The organism is Rhizobium sp. KNZ2-6A, from assembly GCF_056755475.1.
This window is the reverse complement of record NZ_JBNDIC010000003.1, coordinates 200,777-215,639: the sequence shown is the minus strand read 5'-3', so window position 1 is coordinate 215,639 and position 14,863 is coordinate 200,777. Positions and strand designations below refer to the sequence as shown.

Sequence of the window (14,863 nt, the reverse complement as noted above, 5' to 3'; positions counted from 1 at the left end):
GATTTCGCTTACCCGGCGTCTTTCGCGGCCAACAAATGTACAGATTGTAAAAATCTCGAATTCCCTGATAACGACAGAAACCTCAGACATTAGTAATTTATTAATCATAGTCCTCGCCGAAACTATATTTGATTGCGAGGCGAAAAACGGCGTGTGTGCAGTACAGCCGTCACATCTATGTTTGTGTATCACCATAAAAGTGGAGAGTTCTATGAATATGCCGCTCAGATATACGAATTTGTATTCGAGAAATTCCGAACGCCGTACGGTTCTTGTTGCCGGCGGCGCGGGTTTTCTGGGTTCTCATCTCTGTGAGTGGCTATTGCGGGATGGTTGTCAGGTCATTTGTGCCGACGACTTCTCAACGGGGCGGACGGAGAATTTGCGGCATTTGCTTCGCTACGACGCCTTCAGCTTCGTTCGCCACGATATCGTCAATCCCATCGATCTGCCGGTCGACGAGATCTACAATCTGGCCTGTCCCGCATCGCCCGTGCACTATCAGGCAGATCCGATCCATACTTTGAAGACATGCGTTTTCGGTTCGCTGAACCTGCTCGAACTGGCGGCACGGCACCAGGCCCGCATATTCCAGGCTTCCACCTCGGAAATCTACGGAGACCCGCAGGTGCATCCCCAGCCGGAACGCTATTGGGGCCATGTCAACTCATTTGGCCCGCGCTCCTGCTATGACGAGGGAAAGCGTTCGGCCGAAACGCTTTTCTATGATTTTCATATGAGACATGGTGTGGACATCAGGATCGCGCGCATCTTCAACACCTACGGGCCGCGCATGCGTCCCGATGATGGCCGCGTCGTTTCCAATTTCATCGTCCAGGCGCTCAAGGGGCAGGATATTACCGTCTACGGCGACGGATCGCAGACGCGCTCGTTCTGCTATGTCGACGATCTTATCGAAGGCTTCGTTCGGCTGATGGGCAATCCGTTGCCGCTTCATATGCCGATCAATCTGGGCAATCCGGCCGAGTTCAGCGTCCGCGAACTTGCCGAACAGGTCATCGCGCTGACGGGCTCGCCATCGAAACTTGTCTACAAGCCGCTGCCAATCGACGACCCTCGCCAGCGTCGTCCCGACATCACGATCGCAAAGCGGGACTTGGCATGGGAGCCGACGGTCGCTCTGGCCGAAGGCCTGAAGTCGACGGTTGCCTATTTCGAACGTCAGCTTCATCGGCAAGGCAACGAACTCGTAGAGGTCATCTGATGTCTGCGCGCACCATCCTCGTCGCGGGCGGTGCCGGCTTCATCGGCAGCCACACGGCCAAGCTTCTGCATAGAGAAGGTTTCGAACCAGTCGTCTATGACAATCTTTCGACGGGTCATCTTGAATCGGTCCGCTGGGGACCGTTCATAGAGGGGGATATTCTCAACACACGTCGCCTGGTCGAGACCATCAGAAGATATCAGCCTGAAGCGGTCATCCATTTCGCAGCCTCGGCCTATGTCGGCGAATCCGTCGAAGAGCCGGCAAAATACTACGCCAACAACGTCAACGGCACGCATTCGCTGCTGGAAGCCTGTCGCACCACCGGTATCGACAAGCTCATCTTTTCATCGAGCTGCGCGGTCTATGGCATACCGGATCAATTGCCGATCCGCGAATGTGAGCCGCAGCGTCCCATAAATCCCTATGGCCGCACGAAGCTCATCGCCGAACACATGCTGACCGACTATGCGGCGGCCTACGGGCTCCGCTACGTCGCGCTACGCTATTTCAATGCGGCGGGCGCCGATCCCGAGCAGGAGCTCGGCGAATGGCACACTCCGGAGACGCATCTGATCCCCCGCGCGCTGCTCGCTGCGACGGGCTCCATCGACTGCCTCGAGGTCTATGGCGATGATTACGATACGCCTGATGGCACCTGCGTCCGCGATTACATCCATGTCATGGATCTGGCTCGCGGCCATGCTCTCGCCGTCAAATATCTGATGGCGGGCGGCGCCAATCTCGCCATCAATCTCGGAACCGGCCGCGGAACGTCGATCAGGGAAGTCCTGGACGCCATCGGAATTGCCTCGAGACGCTCCGTGCCGGTTGCGATGCGCCCTCGCCGGCCGGGTGATCCGCCGGCGCTCTATGCGGCGTCGGATCTCGCCGCCGAAAAACTCGGCTTTCAACCGCTGTATTCCGATATCGGAACCATCATCCGAACGGCAGCTCCATTCTTTGGATTGGAGACGCAATCGTGAGGACGCCCAAGATAAACAGATCCGCCGTGCAGGACGAGCCACTGATGGTTCAGATCCTCTCAGGCTATCGGCGCGCGGAATATATCGTCTGTGCCGCGATATGGTTTGCGGCACTCGCCTATCTTTGGTGGTGGTGGCTCCTGCCGGCCCACCATATCGATCCGCTCGGATCCATTCTGATCACCACCGTTCTGGCATGGACGAGCCTTCTTCCAGCCTATTTCGTCGCCGTATTCTATCATGCGCGGAAGCCAAACGGGCCGCTGCGCCTGCCGGCAGGCAGCCGTGTGGCGATGGTGGTGACAAAGGCGCCTTCGGAACCGTTCGATGTCGTTGCCCGCACGCTGCAAGCCATGCTGGCGCAGGAGGTGCCGCACGATACCTGGCTTGCCGACGAGGATCCCTCGGCTTCGACGATCGATTGGTGCCGTAGGCACGGCGTCCAGCTGTCCACCCGCAAAGGAAGGGACGATTATCACCGCCAGACATGGCCGCGGCGCACGCGCTGCAAGGAAGGAAACCTCGCCTTCTTCTATGACCATTATGGCTATGAACGTTATGACTTCGTCGTGCAGCTCGATGCCGATCACGTACCGGACCGGGACTATCTTTACCAGATGCTGCGTCCGTTCGCCGATCCCGCGATCGGCTACGTATCCGCGCCCAGCATCTGCGACAGCAACGCTCATGAGAGCTGGTCTGCGCGGGGGCGCCTTTATGCCGAAGCGAGCATGCATGGATCGCTGCAAGCCGGTTTCAACAATGGCCTGGCGCCGCTCTGCATCGGCTCGCACTATGCCGTGCGCACTGCAGCTCTGGAAGAGATCGGCGGCCTCGGGCCCGAACTCGCCGAGGATCATTCGACGACGCTCATGATGAATGCCCATGGGTGGCGCGGCGTTCACGCTATTGATGCGATTGCTCATGGCGATGGTCCACGTACCTTTACCGATCTCATCACGCAGGAGTTCCAGTGGTCGCGCAGCCTGATGATGATCTTGCTGCAATATTCACCGAAGCTACTTCCCTGCCTGCCACCTCGGTTGAGAGCGCAGTTCCTGTTCTCGCAGCTCTGGTATCCGCTATTTTCGCTGTTCATGGCGCTGATGTTCATGCTGCCCATAATAGCGCTCATGGGAGGACGGAACTTCGTCAATGTGTCCTATCCCGATTTTCTGCTTCACTTCCTGCCGCAATCGTTCCTGCTGATCGCATTCGCCTATCGCTGGCGCCGTACCGGCACGTTCAGGCCGGTGGATGCGAAGATCCTCAGCTGGGAAGTGACGCTGTTTCTGTTCGCGCGCTGGCCATGGGCGTTTGCAGGGACAATCGCAGCGATACGGGATTGGACGACTGGATCTTTCGTCGATTTTCGCGTCACGCCGAAAGGCACGTCGAATGTCGATCCACTGCCCTTCCGTGTGCTGGCGCCTTATGCGCTTCTGTCTCTCGTTTCCATCGTGCCTGTCCTGACGGTTCGCGACGCCGGAGAAACGAGCGGCTTTTATATCTTCGCGACGATGAACGCGGCGATCTACACGCTGCTGCTATTGGTGATCATTCTGAAGCACGCATTGGAGAACACCGTCTCCATGAGCAGCCGCTTCTATCGCCCTGCCGTTGCGAGTGCATTGCTCGCTCTCATCGCCCTGCCGGGATTTGCCGCCAGAGAGCGCGGTGCCGACGGAGTGCTGTCGCTGACATGGAGCGCCAGCGGCTATGCGCTTTTCGTGGAGCGTTCGTCGGTGGCGGGCGCAGGCGTCAGCGGACGCAAACTGCATCGCATCATGTTCGATCCGCACTGGCATGACGACAACGCCATGACGGAAACTCCCAGCAGGAGGGGCGCATAAGCGCAACAGACCATGAAGATAGCTGTTGTCGGAACGGGATATGTGGGTTTGGTCAGCGGCGCCTGCTTCGCCGAGTGGGGTCATGACGTCGTCTGCGTGGACAAGGATCCGCCGAAGATTGCCGGCCTCCGACAGGGCAGAATGCCGATCTACGAGCCGCACCTCGACGAAATGGTCGAACGGAACTGCGCGTCGGGACGGCTTGATTTTACCTGCAACCTCGCCCGGGCGGTCAGGCAAGCTGCCATCGTCTTCATCGCCGTCAGCACTCCGCCCCGCAATGACCGCGGCGAACCAGATCTTTCCAGCCTCTACCGCGCGGCAAGCGACCTTGCGCCGTTGATAGCGGACGACACGGTTGTGGTCGTTAAATCGACCGTGCCCGTCGGCACCGGCGACATGGTGCAAAAGATCATCGCCGCGACACGCAAGCCAGGCACGTTCTCCGTCGCCTCCAATCCGGAATTCCTATGCGAAGGCGTTGCGGTACAGAATTCGCTCACGCCGGACCGTGTCGTTATCGGCGTCGACGACGAACGTGCCTATAAGCGCCTGCTGGAACTCTACGCCGACCCGATGGATCTCCAGGATATACCGGTTGTGGTGACGGCGCGGCGCACCGCGGAATTGATCAAATATGCGGCCAACGCATTTCTGGCGACCAAAATAACCTTCATCAACGAGCTTGCCGATCTTTGCGAACATCTCGGCAGCGATGTGGAGGAACTGGCGCTCGGGATAGGATTGGACAAGCGCATAGGCACGACTTTCCTGACGGCAGGTCCCGGCTTCGGCGGCTCCTGTTTTCCAGGCGATACGCTCGCACTTTTGCGAACCGCGCAGGATTATGGCGTCGCGCTGCGCGTAATCGAGGAAACCGTTGCGGCGAACGACGCCCGCAAGCGGCGCATGGCGCTCAGGGTCGTCGAAGCGCTTGGCGGCAATATAGACGGCCTGACCATCGCCGTTCTCGGCCTTACTTGCAGGCCCGACACGGACGACATGCGCGAAGCCCCCTCAGTTCCACTGATCGAAGCGCTGCAGCGCTTTGGCGGCCATATTCGCGCTTACGATCCGATGGGCATCGAGAATGCTGCCAAGATCCTCGATGACGTGGCGTTCTGCGACGATCCTTATGACTGCGCGCGAAATGCCGATGCGGCGGTCGTCATGACCGAATGGGCGATCATTAGGAATCTCGACCTGATCCAGCTCAAGGCGAATATGCGCCAGCCAATCCTGGTGGATCTCAGAAACGCCTTTCGCAAGGAAGCTGCCGCGCAGCTCGGATTCCGCATTTCCACCATCGGAAATTCGGCCAGCACCAAGGGCGATGTTCGAAGCATGGCGAGACAGAGGAACAAATCTCTGAGCGCCGCGAAAGTCATACCAATTGCTATGCGGGAGAAAGACAATGGCATCATCATATAACAAAACGAGCCTTCTGATCCGCGTAAGTGCTGCGACGCTTGCCGCCGTCATCACCCTCGGATCTGTCGCGTCGAGCAGTGCGGCTGCCGCGGGCAAAGGCCCCAAACTGCCGGTCGACGCTCGCCCGATGACGGCGTTCGAGCTTTACCGACTTTATCGCGACAAGAGCTGGCAATGGCCAGATGGCGCAGGGCAAATGCAGGACGCAGATCGTCGGTTCGCTGCCTGGGTCGATGGCAAGGCAGGCAAATCCTGGGCCGAGGGCCGCTGGAGCGTGAGCGATGCCGGCCGTATGTGCTTCGAAGCAACCTGGTTCGCGGCCAACGGCAAGTTCCCGGCCAAGACCTGCTTTCTGCACCGCATTCTCAATGAAACCGTATACCAGAAGCGCGAGCCCGGTGGGGCATGGTTCATATTTCGCCATGCCGCGACCAAAGATGCCGATGAGGCGAAAAAGTTGGTCGCTAACGATCTGGTTACTGAACGACTGAGCATCGTGAAAGCCACCTTGAACACGAGCAAGGCCGAACTGCAGAAGGAGGCAGTCCAATGAAAACGGCATTCAAGCTTACCGCTGCCATCGTTTGTTTCGCAGGTTTGTCCGGAGCGGTTTACGCCCCCAACAAAGGTGCTGGAACGGCGGGCGACAACCAAAGCATGTTCCATGACAAGAGGCCGATCATCACGCCGCAATCGCTGCCATCAGGCGCATACGATCCGAACGGCGATTTCTCAAATGACCCCAATCCCAAGATCGAGCATCTCTTCCTTCCCTGGGAAGATGTGGATCTGGCGACGCTTGAGGTCGCAGACAACTATGCCCGCCAGCGCGGCCGCTCGCTGCTGATTACAGTCGAGCCCTGGTCCTGGGCACGCAATTGGCGCGTCACGCCGGACGATCTTTTCCAGGGGATCATGGATGGCCACTACGATGCGAACATGGCGTCGATATGCTCGGCCGCCGCCAAGCTGAAGCAGCCCGTTACCATTCGCTGGGCCCAGGAAATGGATGAGAAGAACGGGCAGTTCACCTGGGCCTACTGGAGCCCGTCGCAATATGTGAAGGCATATAAGCACGCCGTCGATGTATGCCGTCGCGATCTTCCATCCGCCCAATACATGTGGTCGCCGATGGGCAAGGACGGGCTCGAAGCCTATTATCCGGGAGATAAATATGTCGACGTCGTCGGCCTCTCGGTTTTCGGCTATCAGCCTTTCGACCAGCGCATGCTCGGGCGTGACTCGACCTTCGTCGAAGCAACCAAACCGGGCTATGACCGCGTCAAAGCCTATGGAAAGCCGATCGTTATCGCGGAGCTGGGCTACCAGGGAAACGAGGCCTACGTCCATGCCTGGGCTGAAGAAGCCGCCAAACCACATGACGAATTCAAGAACATCGTGGGAGTGGTGTATTTCGACGATCGCGAGGTCTATCCGTGGCCTCATGGTCTCGGACGGCCGGACTGGCGCGTTGTCAGCCCTCTGTTGAACTGAACCAACAACAACGAAAATGGAGGCAAAGATGTCTCTCGCAAGACTCTTTATATCAAGTGCAGCCATATCGATGTTGCTGTTGGGCGGACCGGCACATGCTGCGAGCCGGCAGCATGCCGATTGGATGATCGAGCGCTCGGCCATTCAAGCAACGTCGATAAGCGCCTCGGACGTGCAAAGCCTTTACGCCGGCCGGTCCTGGATTTGGAAAGATGGCGCCGGCTACTTTTCGGCCAAGCAAGGCAGCTTCATGGCATGGTCGCATACCGGCGCCGACAGAACCGATGCCAAAGGCACCTGGTATGCGAGCTTCAACGGCAAGCTATGCATGAAGGCGCGTTGGCACAGCATGAAGTACGACGTGGAGAAGACGTCCTGCTTTCTGCACCGTGAAAAAGACGGCGTCATCTATCAGAAGCGTTTGCCGGACGGGAAATGGTATGTATTTCGTCACGACCGCCCGAGACACGACGACGAGGCAATGAAACTGCGCAGAGGCAACTACGTCATCCGGCACTTGCCCAGCTAGGACCGGATACGGAAAAGATATCGAAAACAAGCGAGGTCAACCGAGTATGACATCGCCATGGAATGAGACATCCGCAACCGTTCTGGCAAGATGGGACCAATTGCCGGAACGGTTCTAGTTTATCGATTGTAGCAATGCGAGGTACGTCCAAAGCCGCTCGGCGTGCAGATATAGGGTGCCCCCTTGAAATATTCGTCGGAGGAAACCGTCGTCCTCTTGCGAATCTGACCGGTCCCATAAAAGTACATATTGCTTTCGCTTTTCTTCATGTACAGGTCGATGGTCTTGTACTTATATTTATTCATGGTTGCGGAGGCCGCATTTTCCGCCGTGTAGGCAAGAAAAACGGCGCACAAGCAAACAGAAGTCAAGGTTGATACAAGGCGAGAAAGATAAAACTTCGGATCAATCAGGTTTACTACCATTTGCTTACTTCCATATCCTCTATGTTCGTTTTCACATCCATTAAAATTATTTCGGTCTCTCGATAAAATTCTTGAAATTATTAGAGAATAATGCTTAAGTAACCGTTACAAGTATTGAAGTAAGGTTTGCGGCAATGCGACCCTCTCGGGTATTAGTTTTGCGTTCCTTGCGATGGCCGCCGGAGATCATCAGCCGGGCAGTTTGGCCTTTTGCCAAGCTGCTCGCCGCGCTGTCGAACAGAAACGTCTGCCTCCTCAAAGATGAGGACGTAGCCTGTCGGGCATTTATCCCTCTCTCTTGCTGTTACAATACGGAAACAGATTCGTTCCGGCATGAAAAGTTGGAAATCAGGCTGGATCTCACGAGAAGGCGGCTAATCCACAAACAAATGTGGTTTTAATATGATCAACTGGCGTTGGGGCCAGCTGCAGAATTTTCAATGAGCGCTGCAGCCGCGGCAAGTACAACACGCCATGTAGTGTCGAGGGGGCGCTACAATGATGTGGAGCAAAGCAGATATTCCATTTGAACAGCCCAAGGCTGTCGAGCGGCGCCGCTGGCTCCGTTCTCCTCAGGCACCGCTTTACAGTGAAGTCCCCGAAAGGACGGAGCTGGCGTCCCTGCCATTTTCAACGGAGGAGCTGCACCCCGATCGGCAATTTGCAGCCTGGCAGGAGCGCATGGCTCCGCTGATCGATATGCGGCTGCAAAATCAAGCAAAAGCATGTGAGCCGTTCGCGGTTAAGCAGGTCGCATGGAATCTCGAAGGTGTCCTGCTCATTCAGCAGGACACGCCGGCATTCAGTTTCGAACGCTCCCCGGAAAAGGTGCGCTTCAGCTCGATAGATCATTGGCAGATCACTTTTCTGCGCACCGGAAAGACTTGGACGAGCGTCAACGGCAAGGTTGTCGAAAACGAACCCGGCATGATGGAAATCCGGATGCTGGGCTGCCCCTTTTACGGACGGACCTTGCCGGCGCAATCCACGACATTGATCCTGCCATGCGATCTGTTTGCCGCCTATGGTGGGCTGCCGAGCGCCAGCAGCAATATTGTACTTGGAGGTCCGCGCGTCTCGTTACTTTCGAGTTACATGGATTTTCTCGAAGTCAATCTCCTTCGTTTGACCAGAGACGATCTTCCAGGCGTCAGGAACCAGCTTCGGGAGATGGTGTTCCATACGATCTCGCCCTTGGCGCACAGCCAGATCGATGGCGAAATATCGCAAAGCGGGTTGATGACCCGGGCAAGACACTTCATTCAGAACAATCTGGGATCCACGGAATTGACGCCGGAAACCCTAAGCCGTGAACTGGCGATTTCGCGGACCCGTCTTTACGAGCTGTTCCAGACTTCGAGCGGAGTGCTCAACTACATAAGAAGGAAACGGCTTCTGGCCGCGCGCGCCGCACTTAACGATCCCGCCGATGGTCGGAAAATCGGCGAAATCGCCGGTCAGTTCTGTTTCGAGTCCGCCGCCAACTTCTGCCGGGCCTTCACTCATGAGTTCGGCTACAATCCAAGCGAAGTGCGCAGGCATTCTCGGGATTTCAAGACGGAAGCGCCGTCGCGCACGGCCACGGTGTCGAGTTTCGATAACTGGCTCAGCACGCTTGGTCTCTGACAATCCAGGCCGGCAGCGACATCGCGAAGTCCTGCCCGGCAAGATCCGCAGCCGGTTTGATATCATCGCCAAGCGTGATATGTTCCGTATTTGTTCGGCCCTACCGCGATTTACGGCGGCGCTGAAAGCCTGGAGCATGATGCCGAAAAGTGTGAGCGGTTTTCGGACGACATCATGCTCAACCTACCTCGTTCCAGCGCGGATTGCCGAGACGATAATGAACGATATGAGCTCGCCGCCCGTCCGCAAAATCATCCATGTGGACATGGATGCCTTTTACGCGTCGGTCGAACAGCGCGACGATCCCGAACTGCGCGGCAAGCCGCTCGCGGTCGGCGGGTTCGCGGCGCGCGGCGTGGTGGCGGCGGCAAGCTATGAGGCCCGCGCCTTCGGCGTTCGCTCAGCCATGCCGTCGGTGACCGCCAAGCGCAAATGCCCGGATTTGATATTCGTGCCGCCGCGCTTCGACGTCTACAAGGCCGTATCGCAGCAGATCCGCGAGATCTTCGCCGAATATACGCCGCTGATCGAGCCATTGTCGCTCGACGAGGCATATCTCGACGTCACCGAAAACCTCAAGGGCATGGAGATCGCCACCGAGATCGCGCTGGAAATCCGGGCGAGGATCAAGCAGATCACCGGGCTCAATGCTTCCGCCGGCATCTCCTACAACAAGTTCCTCGCCAAGATGGCGAGCGATCTGAACAAGCCCAACGGCCAGGCGGTGATCACGCCGAAGAACGGGCCGGCATTTGTCGAGGCGCTGCCCGTCAGCAAATTCCATGGTGTGGGGCCTGCGACCGCCGAACGCATGCGCAAATACGGGATCGAAACCGGGCTCGATCTGAAATCAAAGTCCCTCGCCTTCCTGCAGGAGCATTTCGGAAAGTCCGGACCTTATTTCTACGGGATCGCCCGGGGCATCGACGAGCGCCAGGTGAGGCCCGACCGGATCCGCAAATCCGTCGGCGCGGAGGATACGTTTCCCGAAGATATCGACGACCTCGATCTGGCGACGGCGGAATTGCGGCCGCTCGCAGAGAAGGTCTGGCGCTACTGCGAAGCCAGCGGCATCAGCGGCAAGACGGTGACCGTGAAGATCAAGTACTCGGATTTCACGCAGGCGACACGCAGTCGGACGGCCTCTCTCCCGGTCGCTGACATGGGCGAAATCTTAGAAGCGGCATCCGCGCTTCTGGCGACCGTCCATCCGTTCAGACGGCCGGTTCGGCTACTCGGCGTCACGCTGTCATCCCTGACGAACGAAGAAACCGATGATGGCCGCTCGCAATCCCAGCTCGATCTCGGCTTCTGACGGTCGGTTACGGAAGCGATACCAGCGAATCTGGGATTTGTCCTGATCCGCGCGCGGAATCTGTAGAAATATGAGTAAATTCCTCTTGTTTGTGACCGGCCGGCAAGGCTATACCGCCGCGGGTGTTTTCACCCGTCCATATTTGGCCGCAAACAATCAGGATGTTTTTCGTGACCATATTGAAATCGCTTTTGGCCGTCCCGGCTCTTTGCGCGGCGCTCGGTCTTGCCGTACCGGCAGCATCTGCCGCATCCACCAGCTATCCCCTGACCATCGACAATTGCGGCGCCAAGGTCACATTCCAGAAAGCGCCGGAACGGGCGATCGGGCTCGGCCAGAACAGTGCCGAAATTCTTCTTTTGCTTGGCCTGCAGGACAAAATGGTCGGCACCGCCTTCTGGCCGAGCAAGGTTCTGCCCGAGCTCGCCGAGGCCAATTCCAAGGTCAAATTGCTGACCGTCGAGTTTCCGACGTTTGAATCGATCCTCTCGGAAAATCCCGATTTCGTGGCTGCGGCCTTACCAAGCCTGATGGGACCGAACAGCAAGGTCGCCAAGCGCGAGGATTTCGAGAAGGTCGGCATCCCGGCATATCTGTCTCCCAGCACCTGCCTCAGCACGGCCGCGGTCAAGGACCAGTACGGCAGCCGCGGAGAACTATGGAACATGGATCTTCTCTACAAGGAGATCGACGAGCTCTCGAAGATTTTTGATGTCTCCGATCGCGGCCAGGCCCTGATCGCCGACTTTAAGAAGCGTCAAGCGGCATTGCGCGCTGATGTGCCCCACGACGGCAAACAGCTTTCCTACGTCTTCTGGTTCTCGAGCCAATCCCCCTCCTCCGACGCCTATCTCGGCGGCAAGAACGGAGCATCCGGCTTCATAGCCGATCTGCTCGGCGGCAAGAATGCTATTACCACGGAGGCCGAATGGCCGACACTCGGCTGGGAGAGCATCATCGCGACCAATCCCGACGTCATCGTCGTCGCCAGCCTCGACCGTAATCGCTGGGAGCTCGACAAGCCGGAAGCCAAGATCAAGTTTCTCACCACCGACCCGGCCGTCAGCCAGCTTCCCGCCGTCAAGAACAAGGCCATCGTCGTCATGGACGGCCAGGCCATGAACCCGACCATCCGCACGGTCTATGGCGCTGAGCAGGTCGCCCAGCAGCTCAAGGCACTTGGTCTATTGAAGTGATCGACGCATACCGCAGCCAACAGCAACTGGCCGTCTTCGGCCTGTTGCTGTTGGCCTCCCTTACAGCGATCGGCCTGATCATCGGTATCAGCGTTGGCATCGGTGACCTGCCGATCCCGCTGTCGACGACGTTCTACGCGATTACCAACAGGCTGGGCTGGACGGGTGTCGAACTTAACCGCATCCACGAAACGGTCATCTGGGACTATCGCCTCAGCCGGGCATTGGTGGCGGCTTTCTGCGGCGCAGGGCTGGCGCTGTCAGGGGCAATCATGCAATCGCTCCTTCGAAACTCCCTTGCCGAACCCTATGTGCTCGGCATCTCGGCGGGCGCCTCGACAGGTGCCGTCGCGGTCGTCATCCTTGGCGTCGGCGCCGGCGCGGTTTCGTTGTCGGCCGGTGCCTTTGCCGGAGCATTCGCGACGTTTTTCTTCGTCGCGCTTCTTTCCAACGGCACGCGAGGCGGTGCCGATCGCACGATCCTAGCCGGCGTTGCCGCCTCTCAGCTGTTCAATGCCGCGACGTCCTATATCGTGACGACGTCGGGAAACGCACAACAGGCACGGGATGTGATGTTCTGGCTGCTCGGCAGTTTCGGTGGCGTCCGCTGGCCGGAATTCATGCTGGTCTCGATTGTTGTCGGCTTCGGGCTCGCTGCCTGTCTGTTCTATGCCCGCATCCTGGATGCCTTCGCCTTTGGCGACGAGGCAGCCTCGTCCCTAGGCGTCAATGTCGGGCGAGCGCGGATGGGGCTCTTCGCACTGACCGCGATGATGACGGCAACCATCGTGAGCATGGTCGGCTCGATCGGCTTTGTCGGCCTTGTCGTACCGCATACGGCACGCTTCATCGTCGGGCCGCTTCACATCCGGCTGCTGCCGGCTTGCACCGTCATCGGAGCGATGTTCATGGTGCTGGCGGATATCGCCTCTCGCGCCCTCGTCCCGCAGCAGGTCTTGCCGATCGGGGTGGTCACGGCGCTTGTCGGCGTCCCTTTCTTTGCGATCATTCTCTACCGGTTCCAGCGCGCATCATGAGCATCAAGGCTGACAACATCATCTGGAAAATCGGCAGGAAGACCATACTCGATGGTGTCTCCTTCGAAGCGCCTGCAGGAAAAATGCTCGGCCTGCTCGGGCCGAACGGCTCGGGAAAGACGTCGCTCCTGCGCCTGCTGGCCGGATTGAAAAAACCGAATTCCGGCCGCATCATGCTTGAAGGGCGCGATCTTAACCAGATGCGTCGGCGCGCGATCGCAAGGCGCATGGCCTTTGTCGAGCAGCACAGCACGACCAATGCCAATCTCCAGGTCATCGACGTCGTAAAGCTCGGCCGATTTCCGCATCGATCGATGTTTTCAGGCTGGACATCGGCCGATGACGAGACCGTGGAAAGCGCCATTGAGCGCGCCGGGATGAAGGAAAAGCGCAACGACCGTTGGCAGAGCCTGTCGGGCGGGGAAAAGCAGCGCACCCACATTGCCCGAGCCCTGGCACAGGCGCCGAAAGAGCTCATCCTCGACGAGCCGACCAACCATCTCGACATTCAGCATCAGATCAGCCTGATGCGGCTGGTTTCCGGCCTGCCGATCACCAGCATCATCGCCCTTCACGATCTCAACCACGCCGCCATGTTCTGCGACCAGCTGATTATCATGCAGCACGGCCGGATCGTGGCCGCCGGCGCCCCGGAAGATGTCCTGACCGAAGATCTCCTGCGGGACGTCTTCGCCGTGGAAGCCCGGATCGAGATCTCGCCTCATCACGAGCGGCCGCATATCCATTATCTGCGATAGGTCACCTGAACCGGCCACCCGTCTCTCGAATGCGGGCGGCAAAGCGATCGAAGCCGCCTGATCCGGTAAGCGGAAATCCGGACGGTGACATCCTTTTCCGTTACCAGCAAAAGACGGCTTACTCTCGCACCGGGCTTGCGAGACGTCGCAAATATATAGAATTATATTCCGCACAACGGCGCATATCAAAATGAAGCACATCGGGAGGAACAAATGACGGACAGGCTCAAGGGCAAGATTGCCATTATTTCAGGCGGAGCCACCGGCATGGGCGGAGCCGCCTCGCGCTTGTTTGCGGCAGAAGGTGCGAAGGTCGCGATCATCGATAGAAATGCCGCAGCGGCGGCGGAGACGGTGCAGGCCATTCAAGAAGCAGGTGGCGTTGCCGATTATTGGGTGGCTGACGTTTCGGACGAAGCAGCCGTCAATGCGGCCGTCAGAGGTATCGAAGAGCGTTTCGGCGCCGTGACGGTACTCTTCAATCATGCCGGCACCATAGTCATCAAGCCGTTCCTCGAGACGACATTGGAGGAATGGGAATGGCTGCATGGCGTCAATGTGCGATCCATGTTTCTCATGACGAAGGCAGTGCTGCCAGGCATGATCGCGGCCGGCGGCGGCTCCATCGTCTGTACATCATCGATCTCGGCAGTTGCGGCAACGCCGATGGAAGTGCTTTACGATACGACGAAAGGTGCAGTGCACATGTTCGCCCGTGCCATTGCCGTCGAGTTTCGCGATCGCAATATTCGTTGCAATGCCGTTTGCCCCGGCTTCATCCGCACGCCGCACGGCTTGCGCGAGGTGGCCGCGCTGCAAGCCTTTGGTGTTGATGTTTCGGATGCAGCAATCGCCGCACAGCAAGGCCGGATCGGAGAGCCCGAAGATGTAGCGCGCGCCGCCCTCTATCTCGCCTCCGACGAGTCCAATTTCGTCAATGGCATCCATCTTTTCGTCGACAACGGATTTACCGCAATCTGAACCTTTG

Annotated in this window: 14 protein-coding genes; 13 read left to right on the top strand and 1 reads right to left on the bottom strand. The window is 58.2% G+C overall.

Going from position 1 to position 14,863, the window contains the following annotated elements:
• Nucleotides 1-211 precede the first annotated feature (211 nt).
• From ACPYOP_RS03720 to ACPYOP_RS03690, 7 genes are read left to right on the top strand one after another with little or no spacing between them, the layout of a single operon-like run.
• Nucleotides 212-1,225, top strand: coding sequence for a UDP-glucuronic acid decarboxylase family protein (locus ACPYOP_RS03720; protein WP_481409040.1), 1,014 nt, complete (start codon nucleotides 212-214; stop codon nucleotides 1,223-1,225).
• The gene (galE, locus tag ACPYOP_RS03715) at nucleotides 1,225-2,211 is read left to right on the top strand and encodes a UDP-glucose 4-epimerase GalE (protein ID WP_481409039.1); all 987 of its coding nucleotides are present in this window, start codon (nucleotides 1,225-1,227) and stop codon (nucleotides 2,209-2,211) included. Before ACPYOP_RS03720 ends, galE begins: the two co-directional genes overlap by 1 nt.
• A 44-nt stretch (nucleotides 2,212-2,255) precedes the next feature.
• Nucleotides 2,256-4,064 carry a glycosyltransferase family 2 protein gene (locus ACPYOP_RS03710; RefSeq protein WP_481409090.1) on the top strand — a complete coding sequence of 603 codons (1,809 nt, stop codon included), beginning with the start codon at nucleotides 2,256-2,258 and terminating at the stop codon, nucleotides 4,062-4,064.
• A gap of 12 nt (nucleotides 4,065-4,076) precedes the next feature.
• Nucleotides 4,077-5,495, top strand: coding sequence for a UDP-glucose dehydrogenase family protein (locus ACPYOP_RS03705; RefSeq protein WP_481409038.1), 1,419 nt, complete (start codon nucleotides 4,077-4,079; stop codon nucleotides 5,493-5,495).
• Nucleotides 5,479-6,048 carry a DUF995 domain-containing protein gene (locus tag ACPYOP_RS03700; RefSeq protein ID WP_481409037.1) on the top strand — a complete coding sequence of 190 codons (570 nt, stop codon included), beginning with the start codon at nucleotides 5,479-5,481 and terminating at the stop codon, nucleotides 6,046-6,048. The genes ACPYOP_RS03705 and ACPYOP_RS03700 overlap by 17 nt, the downstream gene beginning before the upstream one ends.
• Complete coding sequence (locus ACPYOP_RS03695; RefSeq protein WP_481409036.1) at nucleotides 6,045-6,989, top strand: glycoside hydrolase family 26 protein; 945 nt, start codon at nucleotides 6,045-6,047, stop codon at nucleotides 6,987-6,989. The genes ACPYOP_RS03700 and ACPYOP_RS03695 overlap by 4 nt, the downstream gene beginning before the upstream one ends.
• Before the next feature lie 16 nt (nucleotides 6,990-7,005).
• Nucleotides 7,006-7,518 carry a DUF995 domain-containing protein gene (locus ACPYOP_RS03690; RefSeq protein WP_481409035.1) on the top strand — a complete coding sequence of 171 codons (513 nt, stop codon included), beginning with the start codon at nucleotides 7,006-7,008 and terminating at the stop codon, nucleotides 7,516-7,518.
• Nucleotides 7,519-7,637: 119 nt separating this feature from the next.
• Here ACPYOP_RS03690 and ACPYOP_RS03685 read toward each other — a convergent pair whose 3' ends face one another.
• The gene (locus tag ACPYOP_RS03685) at nucleotides 7,638-7,943 is read right to left on the bottom strand and encodes a hypothetical protein (RefSeq protein ID WP_481409034.1); all 306 of its coding nucleotides are present in this window, start codon (nucleotides 7,941-7,943) and stop codon (nucleotides 7,638-7,640) included.
• Between the two features lie 498 nt (nucleotides 7,944-8,441).
• Here ACPYOP_RS03685 and ACPYOP_RS03680 point away from each other — a divergent pair, with 498 nt between their 5' ends.
• From ACPYOP_RS03680 to ACPYOP_RS03655, 6 genes are all read left to right on the top strand, one after another.
• Complete coding sequence (locus ACPYOP_RS03680; protein WP_481409033.1) at nucleotides 8,442-9,569, top strand: helix-turn-helix domain-containing protein; 1,128 nt, start codon at nucleotides 8,442-8,444, stop codon at nucleotides 9,567-9,569.
• A 217-nt stretch (nucleotides 9,570-9,786) separates the two neighbouring features.
• Nucleotides 9,787-10,884 carry a DNA polymerase IV gene (gene dinB / locus ACPYOP_RS03675; RefSeq protein ID WP_481409032.1) on the top strand — a complete coding sequence of 366 codons (1,098 nt, stop codon included), beginning with the start codon at nucleotides 9,787-9,789 and terminating at the stop codon, nucleotides 10,882-10,884.
• Between the two features lie 170 nt (nucleotides 10,885-11,054).
• A complete protein-coding gene (locus ACPYOP_RS03670; RefSeq protein WP_481409031.1) occupies nucleotides 11,055-12,080 on the top strand; it encodes an ABC transporter substrate-binding protein in 1,026 nt (341 codons plus the stop codon).
• Complete coding sequence (locus tag ACPYOP_RS03665) at nucleotides 12,077-13,117, top strand: FecCD family ABC transporter permease (protein WP_481409030.1); 1,041 nt, start codon at nucleotides 12,077-12,079, stop codon at nucleotides 13,115-13,117. Before ACPYOP_RS03670 ends, ACPYOP_RS03665 begins: the two co-directional genes overlap by 4 nt.
• Nucleotides 13,114-13,875 carry an ABC transporter ATP-binding protein gene (locus ACPYOP_RS03660; RefSeq protein WP_481409029.1) on the top strand — a complete coding sequence of 254 codons (762 nt, stop codon included), beginning with the start codon at nucleotides 13,114-13,116 and terminating at the stop codon, nucleotides 13,873-13,875. The genes ACPYOP_RS03665 and ACPYOP_RS03660 overlap by 4 nt, the downstream gene beginning before the upstream one ends.
• A gap of 213 nt (nucleotides 13,876-14,088) precedes the next feature.
• Nucleotides 14,089-14,856, top strand: coding sequence for an SDR family NAD(P)-dependent oxidoreductase (locus ACPYOP_RS03655; RefSeq protein WP_481409028.1), 768 nt, complete (start codon nucleotides 14,089-14,091; stop codon nucleotides 14,854-14,856).
• Nucleotides 14,857-14,863 lie beyond the last annotated feature (7 nt).